The sequence below is a fragment of the Allobosea sp. P5_A5 genome, from assembly GCF_056400625.1.
On sequence record NZ_JBFUKY010000005.1, the window covers coordinates 117,409 to 136,719 of the forward strand.

16 protein-coding genes are annotated in these 19,311 nt (G+C 64.9%); 8 read left to right on the plus strand and 8 right to left on the minus strand.

Going from position 1 to position 19,311, the window contains the following annotated elements:
• Nucleotides 1–22 precede the first annotated feature (22 nt).
• Together AC1DR6_RS12160 and AC1DR6_RS12165 are read left to right on the plus strand one after the other, a co-directional pair.
• On the plus strand, nucleotides 23–1,087 hold the full coding sequence (locus AC1DR6_RS12160) for an SDR family oxidoreductase (protein WP_476829491.1): 1,065 nt from the start codon (nucleotides 23–25) through the stop codon (nucleotides 1,085–1,087).
• Nucleotides 1,088–1,241: 154 nt separating this feature from the next.
• The gene (locus AC1DR6_RS12165; protein ID WP_476829492.1) at nucleotides 1,242–1,958 is read left to right on the plus strand and encodes a helix-turn-helix domain-containing protein; all 717 of its coding nucleotides are present in this window, start codon (nucleotides 1,242–1,244) and stop codon (nucleotides 1,956–1,958) included.
• A 14-nt stretch (nucleotides 1,959–1,972) separates the two neighbouring features.
• Here the strand turns inward: AC1DR6_RS12165 and cydX are convergent, their stop codons facing one another.
• From cydX to AC1DR6_RS12180, 3 genes are read right to left on the minus strand one after another with little or no spacing between them, the layout of a single operon-like run.
• The gene (gene cydX, locus AC1DR6_RS12170; RefSeq protein ID WP_476829493.1) at nucleotides 1,973–2,104 is read right to left on the minus strand and encodes a cytochrome bd-I oxidase subunit CydX; all 132 of its coding nucleotides are present in this window, start codon (nucleotides 2,102–2,104) and stop codon (nucleotides 1,973–1,975) included.
• A gap of 23 nt (nucleotides 2,105–2,127) precedes the next feature.
• Nucleotides 2,128–3,282: a cytochrome d ubiquinol oxidase subunit II gene (gene cydB / locus AC1DR6_RS12175; RefSeq protein WP_476829494.1), complete on the minus strand. Its 1,155-nt coding sequence runs from the start codon at nucleotides 3,280–3,282 to the stop codon at nucleotides 2,128–2,130.
• Between the two features lie 25 nt (nucleotides 3,283–3,307).
• A complete protein-coding gene (locus AC1DR6_RS12180; RefSeq protein WP_476829495.1) occupies nucleotides 3,308–4,882 on the minus strand; it encodes a cytochrome ubiquinol oxidase subunit I in 1,575 nt (524 codons plus the stop codon).
• A 98-nt stretch (nucleotides 4,883–4,980) separates the two neighbouring features.
• Here AC1DR6_RS12180 and AC1DR6_RS12185 point away from each other — a divergent pair, with 98 nt between their 5' ends.
• Both AC1DR6_RS12185 and AC1DR6_RS12190 read left to right on the plus strand, forming a co-directional pair.
• On the plus strand, nucleotides 4,981–6,573 hold the full coding sequence (locus AC1DR6_RS12185; protein ID WP_476829496.1) for an ABC transporter transmembrane domain-containing protein: 1,593 nt from the start codon (nucleotides 4,981–4,983) through the stop codon (nucleotides 6,571–6,573).
• On the plus strand, nucleotides 6,570–8,183 hold the full coding sequence (locus tag AC1DR6_RS12190) for an ATP-binding cassette domain-containing protein (RefSeq protein WP_476829497.1): 1,614 nt from the start codon (nucleotides 6,570–6,572) through the stop codon (nucleotides 8,181–8,183). Before AC1DR6_RS12185 ends, AC1DR6_RS12190 begins: the two co-directional genes overlap by 4 nt.
• Nucleotides 8,184–8,356: 173 nt before the next feature.
• Here the strand turns inward: AC1DR6_RS12190 and AC1DR6_RS12195 are convergent, their stop codons facing one another.
• Nucleotides 8,357–9,709, minus strand: coding sequence for an NAD(P)H-dependent oxidoreductase (locus AC1DR6_RS12195; protein WP_476829498.1), 1,353 nt, complete (start codon nucleotides 9,707–9,709; stop codon nucleotides 8,357–8,359).
• Nucleotides 9,710–9,864: 155 nt separating this feature from the next.
• Nucleotides 9,865–10,764, minus strand: a complete 900-nt coding sequence (locus AC1DR6_RS12200; RefSeq protein ID WP_476829499.1) for a LysR substrate-binding domain-containing protein — start codon at nucleotides 10,762–10,764, stop codon at nucleotides 9,865–9,867.
• Between the two features lie 435 nt (nucleotides 10,765–11,199).
• Here AC1DR6_RS12200 and AC1DR6_RS12205 point away from each other — a divergent pair, with 435 nt between their 5' ends.
• The 4 genes from AC1DR6_RS12205 (at nucleotide 11,200) to AC1DR6_RS12220 (ending at nucleotide 16,417) form a co-directional block, all read left to right on the plus strand.
• A complete protein-coding gene (locus tag AC1DR6_RS12205) occupies nucleotides 11,200–12,240 on the plus strand; it encodes a TRAP transporter substrate-binding protein (RefSeq protein ID WP_476829500.1) in 1,041 nt (346 codons plus the stop codon).
• A complete protein-coding gene (locus AC1DR6_RS12210) occupies nucleotides 12,237–14,147 on the plus strand; it encodes a TRAP transporter large permease (protein ID WP_476829501.1) in 1,911 nt (636 codons plus the stop codon). The genes AC1DR6_RS12205 and AC1DR6_RS12210 overlap by 4 nt, the downstream gene beginning before the upstream one ends.
• Before the next feature lie 121 nt (nucleotides 14,148–14,268).
• A complete protein-coding gene (locus tag AC1DR6_RS12215) occupies nucleotides 14,269–14,940 on the plus strand; it encodes a response regulator (protein WP_476829502.1) in 672 nt (223 codons plus the stop codon).
• Between the two features lie 130 nt (nucleotides 14,941–15,070).
• Nucleotides 15,071–16,417: a sensor histidine kinase gene (locus tag AC1DR6_RS12220; protein ID WP_476829503.1), complete on the plus strand. Its 1,347-nt coding sequence runs from the start codon at nucleotides 15,071–15,073 to the stop codon at nucleotides 16,415–16,417.
• A gap of 76 nt (nucleotides 16,418–16,493) precedes the next feature.
• Here the strand turns inward: AC1DR6_RS12220 and AC1DR6_RS12225 are convergent, their stop codons facing one another.
• The 3 genes from AC1DR6_RS12225 to AC1DR6_RS12235 form a co-directional block, all read right to left on the minus strand.
• Nucleotides 16,494–17,369 (minus strand): ABC transporter permease, encoded by an 876-nt coding sequence (locus AC1DR6_RS12225; protein ID WP_476829504.1) that lies wholly within the window; start codon nucleotides 17,367–17,369, stop codon nucleotides 16,494–16,496.
• Nucleotides 17,370–17,380: 11 nt separating this feature from the next.
• The gene (locus AC1DR6_RS12230) at nucleotides 17,381–18,205 is read right to left on the minus strand and encodes an ABC transporter ATP-binding protein (RefSeq protein WP_476829505.1); all 825 of its coding nucleotides are present in this window, start codon (nucleotides 18,203–18,205) and stop codon (nucleotides 17,381–17,383) included.
• A gap of 95 nt (nucleotides 18,206–18,300) precedes the next feature.
• Nucleotides 18,301–19,299: an ABC transporter substrate-binding protein gene (locus AC1DR6_RS12235; protein ID WP_476829506.1), complete on the minus strand. Its 999-nt coding sequence runs from the start codon at nucleotides 19,297–19,299 to the stop codon at nucleotides 18,301–18,303.
• Between the last annotated feature and the right edge of the window lie 12 nt (nucleotides 19,300–19,311).

Below are 19,311 nucleotides of genomic sequence, written 5' to 3' on the forward strand. Positions count from 1 at the left end.
GCGGTGAAGGATTGGAGAGATCATGAACAAGACGGCATTGATCGCAGGCGTCAGCGGCATCGTCGGCAACAACCTCGCGCGTCGCCTCGTCGCGTCGGGCTGGTCGGTGCAGGGGCTCGCCAGGCGGCCGCCACATGACGTTCCCGGCGTCGATCCAATCGAGGCCGACCTGCTCGATCCCACGCATCTGTCGGCTGCGCTGGCCGACCGACGACCAAGTCATGTCTTCATCACGACCTGGATGCGGCAGAAGACGGAGGCCGAGAATATCCGCGTCAATGCCGCCATGGTTCGCAATCTCCTCGATGCGCTGCGGCCGGCAGACAGTGTGCGTCATGTCGCTCTGGTCACGGGTCTCAAGCACTATCTTGGTCCGTTCGAGGCCTATGGAAAGGGCATCCTGCCGGCGACGCCGTTTCGGGAGGACCAGGCCCGCCTCGATATCGAGAACTTCTACTACGCCCAGGAAGACGAGGTTTTCGCTGCGGCCGAACGCGACGGGTTCGGCTGGAGCGTTCACCGGCCTCACACCATCATCGGCTATGCACTGGGCAACGCCATGAACATGGGCGTGACGCTGGCAGCCTATGCAACACTCTGCAGGGAGACCGGGCGTCCGTTCCGCTTCCCCGGCTCCGCTGCGCAGTGGAACGGGCTGACCGACATGACCGACGCGCATCTGCTCGCCCGGCATCTCGAATGGGCCGCTACGACGCCTGCGGCTCGCAACGAAGCCTTCAATGTCGTCGATGGCGATGTCTTTCGATGGAGCTGGATGTGGGGCCGCCTTGCCGACTGGTTCGGGCTCGAGCCTGCATTCTACGACGGCACGGTGCGTCCTCTGGAAGAGCAGATGGCTGACGATGCGCCGGTCTGGGCCGCGCTCGCGGCACGGCACGGGCTGGTCGAGCCCGATCTCGCGCGCCTTGCGTCGGCCTGGCACACGGACGCCGATCTCGGCCGCCCCATCGAGGTGGTGACCGATATGAGCAAAAGCCGGCGCCTCGGCTTCCTCGACTACCAAGCGACGGACGACGCTTTCTTCGAGCTGTTCACGCGCCTGCGAGCCTCGAAAGTCATTCCGTGACGGACCTTGGCCAAAGACCAGCGATTGGAAGCAGGGTGGTAGTCCATGGCACTGGCGAGCTGGCAGATATAGGCCTCGGAGGACATTTTGCCTCGCTGCGTTTTGCGTCGCGATCGTCCATGTAGCGTTCGAGTGCATCCGAGGGCCGGCATCCGTGCGGGAGGACATCCATAATGCGGGGATACCCGTCCTGTGCGCTTCTTGCGAAGCGCGCCATGGCGGTGTCTGCGGTGCGCTGACGCCGGACCAGTTGACGACGCTCGCCCGGAGCGCCTTGCGCCATACCGCCGTAGCGGGCGAGGAACTGGTCGGCGATGCCGAGCATGTCGATCAGTATTCGAATATCCTCTCCGGCGTGGTGAAGCTGACCAAGATGATGTCGGATGGGCGTCAGCAGATCGTCGGGCTTCAGTTCGCGCCCGATTTTCTCGGCCGGCCCTTCAAAAGCGAAAGCACTCTTAGCGCCGAGGCCGCGACCGAGGTGAAGCTCTGCACCTTTCCGCGCAAGGCGGTGGAGCGGATGATGAGCGAGCAGCCCGACCTCGAAAACCGCCTGCTGCGTCAGACCCTGAAGGAACTCGATCAGGCCCGCGACTGGATGCTTATGCTCGGCCGCAAGACCGCCGCCGAGCGGATCGCGAGCTTCCTCCTGATGATTGCCCGCAACATTGATCCCGTGGCAAAGGCGGGAGCGAGCCGCTTCGAACTGCCTTTATCGCGCAGCGAGATCGCCGATTTCCTCGGTCTGACGATCGAGACGGTCAGCCGCCAGCTGACGCGCCTGCGCAACGAAGGCGTGATCCGCATCGAGCACAACCGCCATATCGTCGTCGAGGCGCCCTCAATCCTCGCAACGCGCGCCGGCGAGTGAGACCGGTGCTCGGGTCACGGCGTCGGCAACTGCACGGGGGGATGGACCGGCTCCTCGCGAACGGTGCGAAGCTCGTACCAGAGCGCGTTGAGGATGCCGACGGCGGCGGCAAGTCCCAGACCCAGGACCCAGGCGAAATACCACATGGCAGCTTCTCCGTAATGGACGGTCAGTAGGCCGAATGGCCGGCGTCCTCGACGCTGCGTTCGCTGACCTTGCCCCATAGCACCCTGTAGACCCAGGACGTGTAGATCAGGATCAGCGGCAGGAAGATCACTGTTGCCAGCAGCATGTTGCGCAGGGTGGCGCGGCTGGACGAAGCGTCGAACACCATCAGCGAATGGCCGGGATTGGTGCTGGACGGCAGCAAGACCGGAAACATCGCGAGGCCGACAGTGGCGACGATCATCGCGACACCGAGCTTAGAGGCGAGAAAGGTCAGTCCCTCGCGCCCGGCGCGGAAGCCGATAGCCGCTAGAAGCGGGGCGACAATGCCGAGCATCGGCACGGCCCAGAGCAGCGGATGCGCCTGGAAATTGGCAAGCCAGGCGGCGGGATCGGCGACAACGGTCTTGCCGAGTGGATTGGACGGCCCGTCCCAGACCACCGCCGACGTCACGCGGTAGCCGCCGAGCCAGCCCAGCCGCACGAAAAACCCGCCGAGCGCGAACAAGGTGGCCGGGACCATCGCAGCCACGGCACCGAACCGCTTTGCCCTGCGCGAGACCGCACCGTCCGCCTTGAAGGCAAGCCAGGCGGCTCCGTGCATCACCATCATCGAGAGCGAAACCAGCCCGCAGAACAAAGCGAGCGGATTGAGCAGACCGAACAGATTGCCCTCGTAGATCGGGCGCAGATCCGGCGTGAAGTGAAAGGGCACGCCCTGAAGCGCATTGCCGACGGCCACGCCGAAGATCAGCGCCGGGACCGCTCCGCCCACGAACAGAGCCCAATCCCAGCGAGCACGCCAGGCGGCGTCGGGGCGCTTGGACCGGTATTTGAACCCCACCGGCCGCAGAATGAGCGCTGCCAGTATCAGGAACATGGCGAGGTAGAAGCCCGAGAAGCTGACCGCGTAGAGCGCCGGCCAGGCCGCGAAGATCGCCCCGCCTCCCAAGATGAACCAGACCTGGTTGCCCTCCCAGACCGGGCCGATGGTGTTGATCGCGACGCGGCGCTCGATATCCGTGCGTGCCACGAAGGGCAGGAGCGCGCCGACGCCCATATCGAACCCGTCCATGGCCGCGAATGCGATCAGCAGCAGGCCGAGCAGCACCCACCAGACAAGGCGCAGCGTCTCGTAGGAAAAGAGAAAATCGATCATCGTTTACGTCCTTGTCCCGCGTCGCTCATTCGGCCGGCTGCAGGGACGAACCCCGGCGGATCGGCGCGTTGTCGTCGATGAGCTTCGCGATCTCCGGCCCCTTGCGGATGGCGGCGAGCATCAGCTTGACCTCGATCACGGCCAGCGTGCCGTAGAGCGCCGTGAAACCGGCGATGGTAAGCATCAGGTTCCAGGCACCAAGTTCGGAGGTCGCAAGAAAGGTCGGCAGCACGCCTTCGATGATCCAGGGCTGGCGGCCGAATTCGGCGACGAACCAGCCGATTTCGATCGCGATCCAGGGCAAAGGCATCGCGATCAGTGCCAGGCGGAGGACCCAGGACGGGGCCTCCTCCTCGCGGATCGTGTGCCAGAGCGAGATCGCAAAAACGAAGAGCAGCGCGAAGCCGCACGCGACCATGATGCGGAACGAGGCGAACAGCCACGGCACGCCAGGCACCGTCGACCAGGCTGCGTCCTTGATCTGCTGATCGTTTGCCTGGCGCGGATCGGCGAGGAACTGCTTCAGCAGCAGCGCATAGCCGAGATCGGCCGAATGCGCGGTGAAAGCAGCGCGGGCCTCGCCGTCGCTGCGGTTCGCCTTGATTTTCTCGAGCGCATCATAGGCCAGCACGCCGCTGCGGATGCGCAGCTCGGCCTTGTCGACCAGCTGGTCGATGCCTGGGATTTCCTTGTCGATGGAGCGCGTGCCGATCAACCCCATCGCCCATGGCAGATGGATGGCGAAATGCGTTTTGCGGTCCGTGAGGTTTGGAATGCCGAAGAGGGTGAAGGAGGCGGGCGCGGGTTCGGTCTCCCACATGGCCTCGATCGCGGCGAGCTTCATCTTCTGGTTGTCGGTCAGCGCATAGCCGCTCTCGTCGCCGAGCACGATGACCGAGAGCGCCGAGGCCATGCCGAAGGCAGAGGCGATGACGAAGGAGCGCTTGGCGAGCTCGGCATGGCGACCGCGCAGCAGATACCACCCGGAAACGCCGAGCACGAAGGTCGCCGCGCAGACATAGCCGGCCGAAACCGTATGGACGAACTTCGCCTGCGCGACTGGATTGAAGATCACCGCAACGAAATCGGTGACCTCCATCCGCATCGTCTCGACGTTGAAGGCCGAGCCGACCGGGTTCTGCATCCAGCCATTGGCGATGAGAATCCAGAGCGCGGAGAAGTTGGTGCCCAGCGCCATCAGCCAGGTGACGACCATGTGGGCGCGCGCTGAGAGCCTGTCCCAGCCGAAGAAGAACAGCCCGACGAAGGTCGCCTCGAGGAAGAAGGCCATCAGCCCCTCGATCGCCAGCGGCGCGCCGAAGACGTCCCCGACATAGTGCGAGTAATAGGCCCAGTTCATGCCGAACTGGAATTCCATGGTGATGCCGGTCGCGACGCCGAGAGCGAAATTGATGCCGAACAGCACGCCCCAGAACTGGGTCATCTCGCGCCAGATCGGGCGGCGCGTCATGACGTAGACCGTCTCCATCATCGCAATCAGGATGGAGAGGCCGAGCGTCAGCGGCACGAACAGGAAGTGGTAGAGCGCCGTCAGCGCGAATTGCAGCCGCGACAGGTCTACGAGCAGGGGATCGACCATGAGACATCCTTTCGGGATGCACTCCCATACGCCGGACACTCACGCTCGCGCTTGATCTGGATCAAACGCGTCGGTCCCCAGCCATGCGACAAGACGCCATGACCCCATCCCCCTCCCCGACAAGCCGGAAAGAGCCCTTCGGCGCGCTCGCGCATGCCCGCCTTTGCGGCGCCGCGGGCCTGCGTCGGTCGCTGATCTGGCTTATGCTGCGGCATCTCGGCCGGCTCGGAATTGCCGGCGCGCTGTCGCTCCTCGTGGGGCACATGACCATGGACGGCAGGCTCGCAACGGTGCCGCTCGCCGCTGCGATGGCGGCGATGGTGGCGGTTTCGCTGGCCGGATTGCAGACCGAGCGTGTCCAGGCGACGGCCGAAGCGCACGTCGCGGTCAGCCTACGCAAAGCCGCAGGCGAACGCCTCCGCGCGATGCCGGCCTCAACCATCCGCGCGCTGTCGCCGGGAGCCGTCGCGGTCTCGATGCAGCGGCACCCCGACGCCGTGGCGAAACTGGTCATCGGCCATCGCGCCGCCAGCCTGATGCTGGCGAGCGGCCCGCTGGCGGCAGCCGGCGCCCTTGCCATCGTCTCGTGGCCGGCGGCGCTGCTCGTGCTGGCACTGACCCCGGTGATGATCGTGTTCTTCGTGCTCGTCGGCGAAACTATCCGCGCCCGCGCCGAAACACAGGAGCGAGCCTTCAGCCACCTCGCCGGGCAGTTCGCGGATCGCATCCGCACCTTGCCGACCATTCTCGCCCATCACGCGCTGGCCAGCGAGGAAGCCAAGCTTGCCGGCCGGCTCGATACCTATGCCAGCAAGACGATGGGCGTGCTGCGGATCGCCTTCCTCAACGCCGCGCTAATCGATTTCTTCACCTCGCTTTCGATCGCGATGCTCGCCGTCTTTCTCGGCCTCGGTCATCTGAAACTCGTGACGATCCCCGGCTTTTCCGGCCTCGCGCTGTGGCAGAGCCTCTTCATCCTGATGGTCGCATCGGAGTATTTCGCGCCGTTTCGGCGCTTCTCCGAACTCTATCACGCCAAGGCCGAGGGGCAGGTCGCAGCCGCCGCTCTCGACCGGATCCTCGATACCGAGCCGCAAGCCCTGCCAGCCCTCCCGGCCATCGACCAGGCGCTGTCGATGCTCGCGCTGCCCGGACGCGGCCTCGTCGTCCTGACCGGGCCAAGCGGCGCGGGCAAATCGACGCTGCTGCGACGCATCGCAGGAATCGAGCACGGGACGCCACCTCATCCCGCGCTGGCTGGGGGCTGCATCTGGATCTCGACAGAAGCCTTCGTGTCCGGCGCGACGCTGGCGGAGGCGATCGGCCATCGCGCGGGAGTGGACAAGGCACGCCTGCGCGAGGCGGCCGAGCGCGTTCGCCTTCTCGACGACGCGCTGCTGCCCGGCGGCCTGGATGCTGCGCTGCAAGTCGGCGGCGCCAACCTCTCCGGCGGCCAGCGCCTGCGCATCGCCACAGCAGGCGCCTGGCTGGCGGCCGGCGCCGTCATCGCCGACGAGCCGACGGCCAAGCTCGATTCCGAGGCGGCGCAGTCGGTCCGCGACACGCTGGTCGAGATCGCCCGGACGCGGCTGGTCGTCGCGGCCAGTCATGATCGGAAGCTGATCGCCTTAGCCAACCTCAGGATCGATCTGGCGGAGCCGGCCAGCGAGGATCTGGAGACCGCCGCATGATGCGCATGTCCCAACCGCTTCGCGCCGGTTCGCGCCGGCTCTGGCGTCTCGCCTTCACGCTGGGCTCGACCTCTCTCGTTTGCGGCGTGCTGCTCGGCGGCCTCTCCGCCTGGTTCCTTGGTTCGGTCGCGATCGCCGGGCTTTCCGCTGCCGCCTTGACCTTCAATTTCCATATTCCAGGCTCGCTGGTGCGGCTGTTTGCGCTTGGCCGCACGGCCGCCCGTTACGGCGAACGCCTTGTCGGCCATCAGGCGGCGTTGATCGACCAGAGCACGCGTCGGGTCGCTCTGTTCAAGCGCATGGCAATGGCTCCCGAGACGCGCCGGGTCGGCTGGCAACTGGGCGACCAAACGCGGCTGACCGAATATCTCGATGATGTCGAGGATATCGACTTCGCTTCGCTTCGCGCCGACTTGCCGGGCGCCCTCATCTGCCTGGGTCTGACTGGGACGGCGATAGCCACCGCTGTGCTGGTCCCGCTGGCGCTGGTCCCGATCGCCGCTTTGCTGGCGCTCGTAGGCTTGTCTGCCCATAGGTTCGCGAAACGAAGCACAGGGTTCTGGACGCGCGCGCGCAGCCTGCGCCGTGCGGGCGCCGGAGAATTGGGTGCCGCCATGGCCGCCATCGTTCCCCTGCAGGCCGAAGGCGAGTGGGCCGGCCGCAGCGCAGCCGCTCTTCATCATCTGTCGCAAGCGGATGAAGCCGAGCGCGAAATCCGGTTCGGGCAAGCACAGGTCGATGCGCTGGCCGGCCTCGTCGGACCGCTTGCCGCGCTTGCGGTCGTTCTGCTCGCCTGGTTCGGCGGCTTTCGCGACGAGGATCTGCTGGTCCCGGTGTTCCTCGCCTTTTCCTGGCTCGCATGGAGCGAGGGCATGCAGGGTCTTGCGCGTATCGTTTTCGCAAGGCTGCGTCGCGAGACGGCTCATGCGGCGCTGGAGCCCTGGATGCTCTCCACCAACCCTGCCGAACGGCGCACGCCAGCGGCTGAACCCCGCCTGTCATGGCTTCGCGCCCGAAGCTTGCAGCGTCGAGCGCCGGATGGCCGCGCTCTGGGCGAGCCGGTGCCGCTCGATTTACGCGCTGGGCGCCCGACCGTTCTGTCGGGTGCCAGCGGCATCGGCAAGACCAGCCTGCTGAAGCAGGTCGCCGGTTGGCTGGGCGAGGATGAGATGGACAGCAACCTCGGTCCGCTTGCAGCAGCCGATCGCGACGCACTGTCCATGCTGAGCCTGCACGACGCCGCGATCCTCACCGACACCGTTAGGGAAAATCTCTTCGCGCCTGACCTGAGCGATGCCGAACTCTGGCAGGCACTCGATGCCGTCGAGCTATCCGGGCGCATCCGCGATGGCGATGGACTCGACAGTTGGATTGGCCAGGACAGCCTTTCGCTCGGCGAGGCGCAACGGCTCAATCTCGCGCGCGCCTGGCTCTCACAAAGGCCGCTGATCCTGCTCGACGAGCCGCTTGAGCATCTACCGGCGGATCAGGGTTTCCGCATTTTAGAGCGCCTGGTGGCCCGATTTCAGGACCGCATCATGATGATCGCGAGCCACACTGTTCATAACTCATCGTTCGCCTTTGACCGCGTCGATATCGCAGCCACGTGAGGTCAGCAGCGGCTTTATGGTGCCCGTCAAACCGCAGACATCTGGCAAACGATCAGATGATGAACAGTCGGCAAAGCAGAGCGCATTCCATTCGAAAAAGCGCCCAGTCCGAGAGCGCGGTGGCAAGTGCGGCAGTACGCCCTGCCACCGCCTTCTACACCCCGTCGCCACGTTCAGGCGGCCTCAGGATTGCGAAACGTCGTTTCCATCTCGCGACGGACCTTCACCGCCTGGCTGTCGGCGTCGTATTCAACGTCGTCCCACTTGATCCGCTGGCCCTCAGTGATCTCGTTCTTGAGCTTGACGTTGTGGGCCAGGCCCAACGGCAGGTAGCCCTCCTTCAGCGACATGTCGGCCGGTGTCTGCTTGCCCCAGACGCAGAAACCGCCCTCGCCGTCCAGCATCTCGCCGGGCGTCAGCTTGCGCTTGGCGGTGGCCACGACATCCGAGTTGAAGCAGATCGGGGCGCCGGTCGCCTCCTTGCGCAGAGCCGCCGAGGCGACGGAGATGCCCAGTTCCAGCCCGATCATGTGGATCGGCCGGTAGAGCGAGGCGTATTTGCCGCTTTTGTCCTGCAGCATCGAGTACTCGCGAAAGCACTCCTCGCTGTAGGCGCTATCGCTTTCGAAGACGACGTAGGTGCCCATGACCAGCGAGTGCGGCACGTCCGTGCCGTCGCGATAGACCGAGGAGGTCACTTCGGTGACGCCCTTGCGCTCCAGCACGCCGCCGTCCGCTTTCGGCTTGCAGATTTCGGCATGCTCGAACCGTGTCGCAGGCGGGAAGGACAGGCCGTCGGTCTGCGAGTGCAGGCCCGTCGCGTTGCAGACGGCCGTCATCTCGATGCCGGACTTCGTGCCGTCGACGAAGGAGTTGAACATCTTCGGGTTGATCGACTTGCGATCCTTGATGTTCATGTATTTGTCGAGGATGTCCCAGACCGTGTCGGGCGTGGACTGGTGATAGGTCGGGTGATAGCGCGTGCCCTTGCCGGCCGAGACCACCTTGAAGCCGGCGGCGCGGGCCCAATCGACATGATCGGCGATGAGCGCCGGCTGGTCGCCCCATGCCAGCGAATAGATCACACCGGCCGCTTTGGCCTTGCGGGCGAGCAGAGGCCCAGCCACCGCATCGGCCTCGACATTGACCATGACCACATGCTTGCCATGCTCGATCGCGCGCAGGGCAAAACGAATACCGGCACCGGGATCGCCGGTCGCCTCGATGATGACCTCGATACGGGGGTCGTCGATCAGCGCGTCGGCATTGTCGGTAACGAGGGTGCTGCCGTTCTTGACCGCGTCGTCGACCGATGTCGCTGCATATTGCTGCTCGGGCCAGCAGCCGAGCTTGAGCTGGGCGCGAGCGCGGGTGGTGTTGAGGTCGGCCACGCCCACGAGATGCATGCCGTCGGTCGAGCGCACCTGCGACATGAACATCAAACCGAATTTGCCGGCGCCGATGAGGCCCACGGTCACAGGCTTTCCCGCCGCCTGTCGTTCCAGCAGCATCCGATGGAGATTCATGGGTGTCGTTTCCTCTGTCGGCTGATTTCCCCGGCAGGCATCAAGGCCGTATCGGGACGGCGGGAGCAGTGTTTGCGTCTCGCGTCGTGAGGAAAGGGTAGGCAGCGCGACAGTTCGGGGCAATTCAGATTATCTGCCACCACACTGTAGGAAGGCTAAACTGTTGCCGCCTGCGTCTGCCAAAGGTCGCGCTCGCCGCGCAGCCAGTCCAGGAAGGTCCTTGTCTTCCGGTGGCGCAGATGGCTGTGGGGGCACACGATCCACTGCGTCGCCAACGCAACCGAAGGCGGCGCGATGATCGGACAGACCAGCGTACCCTCTCGCAGTTCGCGCCAGGCCAGCAATTCGCTTTCCAACGCGATGCCGATGCCAGCGACAGCTGCATCGATCGCCGTGTGGCTGCGGTCGAACAGCACGCGCTTCCAGCGTTGCCCAGTCTCGACGCCGGCCTGGGCGAACCAAAACGGCCACTGCACCTGACTCTTGACCGAATGGATCAGGCGGTGGTCGGCAAGCGCGTCTGCCGTCAGGCTTGCCGCCGGTGCGTGGGCAGGCGCCGCGAGCGGCAGGAAGCGTTCCTTGCCGAAGCTCTCGACGAAGAGGCCGGGCCAGACGCCGTCGCCGTGGCGGATCTGGATATCGACGTTCTCCTTGCTGAAATCCGTGGTCTCGTTGGTGCCGTCCAGGCGAAGCTCGATGTCCGGATTGGCGTCGACGAAGCTGTGCAACCGCGGCAGAAGCCATTTGCTCGCGACGCTGGGGGCGGCCCGCACCGTGAGCGTCATCGCCGAGCGGACACCGCGCACATGCTGCGTGACATCGGCGATATGCTCGATTTCGCGGCCGATCATCTGGAAATAGCGCTCGCCGGCTTCCGTCAGCACGATATTGCGGCCGACCTTCAGGGTGAGCGCCGTACCCAGATGCAGTTCGAGCGCGTGGATCTGCTGGCTGACCGCCGAGGGCGTCACGCGCAGTTCTTCAGCGGCGCGCGAGACGCTGCCCGCGCGCGCGACAGCGTGGAAAACGATGATCGAGCGGAAGGGGATATGCATCGGCGACCTTTAAGGTCAGCTAAAAGGACACCGAATATAACTCAATTGTGCGCATCGACCAGCCATCTACGGTATCTCCGTCGGCACCCGCCTTTCGGCGGTACGGACAGGGAAAGCCTCCGGTACAGAGAGGCGCCAGGAACGCAATGCAACCGGCCGAAAAGCCGGCCCGCCCAAGGCAAGAGGAACCGCTCGCCGCGTCATCACCGAGAACGCCGCTGGACGCTGCCTCGCAGCCTCCAGTGCAGGGACAAGATCACCTCGACGCAAGCTGGCCCAAAGCCTGCCGTGACGCGCCGATGTCAATTTGCTGCGCGATACGAACGCGATGCTCGACGTCCAGACCTCAAGCGCCGATCAGGCGTCAGGCTGGCCGATCTTCATAAAACCGAGCGCGAAAAGCGCTGTTCGACAAGAAACAGGAGGGAACCACCCATGTCACGTGATCCGAAATCCGCCATGACCGGCGCCATGCTGTCGCGGCGCAGCCTGCTGGCAGGCGCCGCAGCGATCCCCCTCGTCGCTATCCGGACGCAGCCGGCCCGCGCCGCGGAGTTCGAATACAAGCTCGCCACAGGGCAATCGCTCTCGCAGCCGATCAATACGCGGCTGGGCGAAGCCTGCCTGCGCATCAAGGAGGCCAGCGGCGGCCGCATGGAGGTCAAGTTCTTCCCGGCCTCGCAGCTGGGCTCAGACACCGACCTGCTGACACAAATCCGCAGCGGAGGCATCGACTTCCTTAATATCGCGGGGTCCGTGATCTCGACGGTCGCGCCGCTGGCGGGCATCGCCAATGTCGGCTTCGCCTTCGCCGACTATGCCCAGGTCTGGAGCGCGATGGACGGCGACCTCGGCAAGCTGATCGCAGCGCAGATCGAGAAGACCGGCGCGCTCGTCGTCGCCAAGCCAGGCGACAACACCTTCCGCCAGATCACCTCCTCGGCCAAACCGATCAAGACGCCGGCCGACCTCGTGGGCTACCGTATCCGCGTGCCGGTCTCGCCGATCTTCACGTCGTTGTTCAAGTCGCTGGGCGCCGCGCCGACCTCGATCAATTTCAACGAACTTTACACGGCGCTCCAGACCAAGCTCGTCGACGGGCAGGAGAACGGGCTCGTCACCATCGAATCCGGCAAGATCTACGAAGTCCAGAAATACGTCTCCGAGACCAACCACATCTGGGACCCCTTCTTCATCCTCGGCAACCGCCGCTCCTTCACCACGCTGCCCGAAGACTTGAAGGGCATCGTCAAGCGCGAGTTCGACCGCGCCGCGACCGAGCAACGGGAGGATACGGCCAAGCTCAACACCACGCTGAAGGACCAGCTCGTCGCAAAGGGCCTGACCTTCGAGGCCTCCGACAAGGCCGCCTTCCGCAAGGCGCTGAGCGATGCCGGCTTCTACAAGGAGTGGCGGGGCAAGTTCGGCGAAGAGAACTGGAAGTCGCTCGAGGCGGTGGTCGGGGCGCTGGCATGAGCGCTGCGGGCACGGGCACAGCGGGCACGAGCACGACGATCTTGGACCCCCACGGCCTGACGACCGATCCGGGGCGCAGCCCCGGGGCGATCGTCAGGATCGAGCGCGCCTTGCGCCTGCTCGTCGAAATCCCCGCCGCGTTCGTCGTGGTTGCGGAAGTGGTGATCCTGTTCGTCGGAATCCTCGCCCGCACCTTCCATCAGCCGATCATCTGGTCAGACGAGCTGGCCTCCATACTGTTTCTCTGGCTTGCCATGCTCGGCAGCGCCATCGCCGTTCAGCGTACGGCCCATATGCGCCTGACCTTCTTCATCTCCTTTCTGTCGCCCCGCGCCGAAGCCTGGGCCGCGACGCTGGCCGCCGGCGGCGTCGCGATCTTCCTCGCGCTGATCCTGCATCCCGCTTGGGAGTATCTGGAAGATCAGGCTTTCGTGGAAACGCCTGCGCTGGGCTGGCCCGGCACAATCCGCGCCGCAGCCATCCCCGTCGGCTGCCTGATCGCGCTGACGAGTGTGCTCCTCAGCCTGGCGCGACATTCACTGCGTGACGTGTTGTCGGTGGCGGCCATCTTCGTCGTGATCGGCGGGGGGCTCTATTTCGTCGGCCCCTCGCTCAAGGGGCTGGGCAACTGGAACCTGCTGATCTTCTTCGTCGGCCTGCTCGGCCTTGCCGTGATGGCGGGCGTGCCGATCGCCTTTTCCTTCTGCCTGGTGACCGCGGCCTTCCTGCTGGTGACGACGCGCACGCCGCTTCTCGTCGTCGTTGGCCGTATCGACGAGGGCATGAGCTCGCTGATCCTGCTCGCCGTCCCGCTGTTCGTCCTGCTCGGGCAACTTGTCGAGGCCACAGGCATGGCGCGCGTCATGGTCGCATTCCTGGCCTCCGTGCTCGGCCATGTCCGGGGCGGCATGTCCTATGTAATGCTGGGCGCGATGCTGCTGGTCTCAGGTATTTCCGGCTCCAAGACCGCCGACATGGCGGCGATCGCCCCTGTGCTGTTTCCCGAGATGCGCAAGCGCGGCATGAAGGATGGTGAGCTTGTCTCTCTGCTGGCGGCATCGGGCGCCATGAGCGAGACCATCCCGCCCTCGATCGTGCTGATCGCGATCGCATCCGTCACCGGCGTCTCGATCGCGGCGCTGTTCACGGCTGGAATACTGCCGGCGCTGGTCCTTGCGCTCGTGCTGGCACTGGTCGCGCGCTATCGCGCCGGTACGGAAGAAGATGCCGGAATCAAGATCCCGCGGGCGCCGATGTCGCTCGTCGCAAAAACGCTTTGGATCGCGGTGCCGGCGCTGATCCTGCCCTTCCTGATCCGCAGCGCCGTGGTCGAGGGCGTCGCGACCGCAACCGAGGTCTCGACCATCGGCATCGCCTACAGCCTCGTGCTGGGCCTGCTGATCTATCGCGGCGGGCTGAAATGGAAGAACGCGCTGCCGATGCTTGTGCAGACCGCCTCGCTTTCGGGTGCGATCCTGTTCATCGTCGGTGCTGCAAGCGCGATGGCCTGGGCGCTGGCGCAATCCGGATTTTCGCATGATCTTGCGGCGCGCATGGCCAATGTGCCTGGCGGCGCCAACGGCTTCCTGCTGATCTCGGTGATCGCCTTCATCGTGCTCGGCAGCGTGCTCGAGGGCATTCCGGCCATCGTGCTCTTCGGGCCGCTGCTGTTCCCGATCGCCAAGCAGTTCGGCATCCACGAGGTCCATTATTCGATGGTGGTCATCCTCGCGATGGGCCTTGGCCTGTTCGCTCCACCTTTCGGCCTCTGCTATTACGCCGCCTGCATCATCGGGAACGTGCCACCGGATGCCGGCATGCGGCGCATCTGGATCTATCTCGGCTGGCTCTTCATTGGTCTCCTGTTGATCACCTTCATCCCCTGGATTTCGATCGGCTTTCTTTAACCGGTCGCGGCAGGCGTCGATCCAAAGCCGCAGCCAATCGCCGCGTATATCGAAGCCCGAACTCACTGCCGGGCGGATACGGAACGGTCGCATCAAGCTGCGGATTATGCGACGAAATGCCATGCGTGTCCTTCTGATCGAAGACAACCGGGAGCTGGCGGACTGGCTGGGTCGCCTGCTGCGTAAGAGCCGCTACATCGTCGATGCGGTTCATGACGGTGCCGACGCCGATGCGGTGCTGACGACGCAAAGCTATGATCTCGTGATCCTCGACATGGCCCTGCCCGAGATGAGTGGGCTGCACGTGCTCAAGCGCTTCCGAGCCCGCAAAGGCCTGACGCCGGTCATCATCCTGACCGCCAATGACGCGATCACCAGCCGCATCGCTGGCCTCGATGCGGGCGCCGACGATTATCTCGTCAAGCCCTTCGACCCGCAGGAACTCGAAGCCCGCATGCGCGCGCAGCTGCGGCGGCGGCAAGGCGAAAAATCGCTGACGATCGCCTTCGGCGCGCTCTCGCTCGAAACCAACCAGCGCCTGTTCCATCTGGGCGACGAGCCGCTGCCCCTCACCCAGCGCGAACATGCGATCCTCGAAGCCCTGATGCTCGCGAACGGGCGGATCGTGTCCAAGGCCGCGCTGACCGAGACGGTCTTCGGCTTCGAGGAGGAGGCGAGCAGCAACGCGATCGAAATCCACATCCATCGCCTGCGCAAGAAGGTCGAAGGCAGCGGCGTCGGGATCGGGACGCTACGCGGGCTGGGTTATGCGTTGAGGAAGCTCGATGGCTGAAGAATTTTCGAGCGAAGTGACGGCCGGTTCGCGTGAAGACAATTCGATAAAACAAGGAGATGGAGCATTTCCGCGATTCGGAGGAACGCGGACATACTCCAGGAGCCTGCGCCTCGAGCTGATGGGCTGGATGCTGCTGCCGCTTGCGGGCGTCGTCGGGTTCAACGCCTGGACGACGCGCACGAATGCGATGGCGACGGCTGACCTCATCACCGACAGGACATTGCTGGCGGCGGCGCGGGTCATCGCCGAGCAGGTCAAGGAGACCGATGGCAGCGTCGAGGCGCAGATCCCGCCTTCGGCGCTCGAGATGTTCGCCTCGCCCGATCGCGACCGCGTGATCTACCGGGTGATGTCGCCTGCCGGCGAACTCCTGGCCGGTTTTCCCGATGTCGCCATCCCGCCGGAGCCGCCGCGCGACCTCCAGCCGGTGTTCTTCGCGGATCTTTTCAGGACCGAGCCGATCAGGGCCGTGGCGATGGCCCAGCCCGTCGTGTCGAGGACCGCGGGAGGAAACGCTTTGGTCGTCGTCGCCACGACGTTGCGGGGCCGCGACCGCCTCGTGACCAGTCTTTGGTACGCCTCGCTGCGCGACCAAGCGCTTCTGGTGGCGATCGCGGCCGTTCTCGCCTTGCTCGGCCTGCAGCGCGGGCTGTCCCCCTTGCTCGCCCTACGGAGAGAATTGGTCGATCGCGATGCGGGCTCGTTGAGCCGGCTCGACCCCCGCGGTCTCCAGAGCGAGCTGCGACCGCTGACCGAAGCGCTGAACCACGCTTTCGACCGCGTTCACGCCTACATCGCCCTGCAACGCCGTTTTGTGGCGAACGCCTCGCATCAGATGCGCACGCCTCTGGCGGTGCTGAAGACGCAGGCGACGGTGGGGCTGCGCGAAACCGAGCCCGGGCCGAAGGACGAATCCTTGCGCGCGATCGACCGGGGGCTTGATGCGCTGAGCCGGCTGGTCAACCAGTTGCTCACCCTCGCGCGAGCCGAGCCCGGCGGAGAGGCGCTGCGCAAGGAAACCGTCGATTTCGGGGCCTTGACGCGGGCGGCCCTGGAAAGCCTCTCGCCGCTTGCCTTCGAGCGCGACATCGACCTCGTCTTCGATGATGGCGGTGCGCCGATCATGCTCAGCGGCCATGCCACATTGCTGCGCGAGATGGTGACGAACCTTGTCGACAACGCGCTGCGCTACACCCCGCGTGGCGGCATGATCTCGGTCGAGCTGTCGATCGGGGACGGCGTACCCTGGCTCGTCGTCGAGGATAGTGGCCCCGGCGTTCCGGCCAGCGAACGGGGCAAGGTGTTCGAGCGCTTCTACCGCCTGCCTGGTGGGCCGGCCGACGGCACCGGGCTGGGGCTGGCGATCGTCAGGGAAATCGTCGCGGCCCATGGCGGCGGCATTGCTTTGTCCGACCGTCGCCAGGGTGGCGGCCTGCGCGCCGAGGTGAGACTTGACGGCGCGACGCTAGGGTGAAGCCCGGGGAGACGCGATGAGGCCCGCCACGTCGCCGCGGTGGGCCTCTTAGCGATCGTCGATCGCGGCAGGCGCTTCAGTTCGCGTCGTGGAGCGGGGCCGGCCGCCATTTCGCGAGGCTGGCCTCGAGGCGCGTCATCAGGAATTCGGCGAAGAGCGCCACGACCATGATGATGACGATGGCGGCATACATGCCGGCCGAGTCGAACGAGCCCTTGGCGATGTTGATGAGCAGGCCGATGCCGTAGCGCGCCCCGACGAACTCGCCCACGATGGCGCCGACGATGGCGAAGCCGAAGCTGACGTGGAGCGAGGCGAAGATCCAGCTCATCGCCGAGGGCACCACGACTGATCGCGTCAGCTGCCAGTCCGTGGCGCCCAGGATCTGAGCGTTCGCGATCAGGTTGCGATCGGCCTCCCGCACGCCCTGGAAGGCGTTGGCGAAGACGACGAAGAACACCATCACGAAGGAAAGCGCGACCTTCGAAGCGAGGCCCAACCCGAAGATCATGATGAAGATAGGCGCCAGCACGACGCGCGGGATCGAGTTGATGACCTTGATGTAGATCGAGAAGATATCGGCGAGCATCCGGTTTCGGCCGAGTGCGATGCCCACCACGATCCCGGCAACGGAACCGGTGGCGAAACCGATCAGCGATTCCTCCATCGTGACCCAGAGATGGAACCAGAGCGGGCCCTCCGAGGTGCCCTCAAACGTCCATTCGACCAGCCGCTGCCAGATCGCGACAGGGCTCGAAAAGAAGAACGGGTCAATCAGCTCGGTGCGCGAGGCCAGCTCCCAGCCGCCGAGAAAGGCGAGCAGGATGGCCCAGCGCCAGAACAGGACCATCTGTCTGCGACGGCGGCCGGCCTTGGCGGCGGCGGCCTCGATCTCGGCATCGGAGGTCCCGGTGCGAAAGATGGTCGGCGAGGCGAGGATGATATCGGTCATGTCGGCCTCCTTTACGCTGCGCGGGCTTCGTCACGGGCGGCGCCGCGCGTGACTTCGTCGCGCAGATCGTCCCAGATCGTCTTCGACAGGGCGATGAAGTCGTCCTGGTAGCGGATGTCGGCAACGACGCGCGGACGCGGCAGATCGACGGGATAGACCGACTTCACCGTCGCCGGCCCCGATGTCAGCACATAAACCTTGTCGGCAAGCGCGATCGCCTCCTCGAGATCATGCGTGACGAAGACGACGGAGGCCTTGGCCTCCGACCACAGGTCGAGCAGCACGTCGTGCATCAGCACACGGGTCTGCACGTCCAGCGCCGAGAAGGGCTCGTCCATCAGCAGGATCTGCGGTTCGTTGATGAAGGTCTGCGCCAGCGAGACGCGCTTGCGCATGCCGCCGGAGAGCTGGTGTGGGTATTTGGTCTCGTGCCCGGTGAGGTGGACGCGAGCGAGCCACCGCCGCGCATTGGCATAGGCCTCCTCACGCGGCTTGCCGCGAAACAGCGGGCCGGCCACGACATTGTCGATGACGTTGCGCCAGGGGAACAGCGCGTCGGTCTGGAAGGCGAAGCCGATGCGCGGGTCGATGCCGTCGACGGAGCCGCCGAACAGCTTGACCTCCCCGCTGGACGGGCGGGCGAGCCCGGTGACGAGGTTGAGCGTCGTCGACTTGCCGCAACCGGTGGGGCCGACGACGGCGACGAACTCGCCGCGCGCGACGCTCATGTTGAAGTCGCGTATCGCCGTCATCGACTTGCCGTCAGGAGTCAGAAAGCGGCGGCTGACATTGATCAGCTCGATGGCAGGGGTCTCTTGAGCGTCCGTTGCGGACATGCGTCCTCCTTCGCCGGCGAGCCAGCCTCTGCAAGGAATTCCGATGATGGATGGCGAACCGGCCGCCTTGCAGCCGGTTCGAGCAGCGGAAGCTGTTACTTGGCGTTCTTCACGAACTCGGTCGTATAGGTCTTGGCGAGATCGATCTGCTTGCCCTTGACGTTCTTCGAGAAGCCCGAGAGCACTGCCAGAACCGTTTCCGGACCGCCCTGTGGCATCACGCCGTCGGAGGTGAACATCGCCTTGCCGTCGGCGAGCGCCTTTACATAGGATTCTTTGTTGCCGGCATAATAATCCTTCGGCATCTTGTCGGCGATGTCGGCGGCGTCATGCGTGTCGATGTATTTCAACGTCTTAACGAAGGCGTTGGCCAGCTTCTGCACCAACGGCTTGTTCTTCTCGACGAAGGACGTCTGCATATAGAGCGAAGCGGCCGGGTAGGTGCCGCCGAGCGCTTCCTTGGTCTTCTCGACCGTCCGCATGTCGACGAGCACTCGTGCCTCTCCCGTCGAGAGCATGCGTGAAATCGTCGGCTCCGTGGTCATGCCCGCCTGGATTTTGTCCTGCTGCATGGCGGCGATGAAAGTGGTGCCGGCTCCCACCGGGAGCGTTGTGTATTCGGCCGGTTTCACGCCCTGCTTCAGCATCAGATACTGGCTGAGGAAGTTGGTCGAGGAGCCGAGGCCGGTAACGCCGAGATTCTTGCCCTTGAGATCGGCCATCGACTTCACGTCGGGGTATTTCGACGAGACCAGCTCGACCTCGCCCGGCGCCTGGCTGAACTGGACCACGGACATCACGTATTTGCCCTTGGCCTGCAGGTCGACGCAGTGATCGTAGAAGCCGACAACGCCTTGCACGGCGCCGGCGAGCATCTCGTTTTCGGCATCGACGCCGGCTGCCTCGTTCAGAAGTTCGACTTCGATGCCCTCGTCCTTGAAGTAGCCCAGGCTCTCGGCCAGCTTGGCCGGCAGGTAGATCTGCTTCTCATAGCCACCGACGATGATGGTGATCTTGTCGGCGGCGAGCGCCGAGCCGGCAGCAGCCAGCAAAGCTGCAAAAACGATCGATGTCGTGAGAATCCGAGCGCGCATGGGCGTATCTCC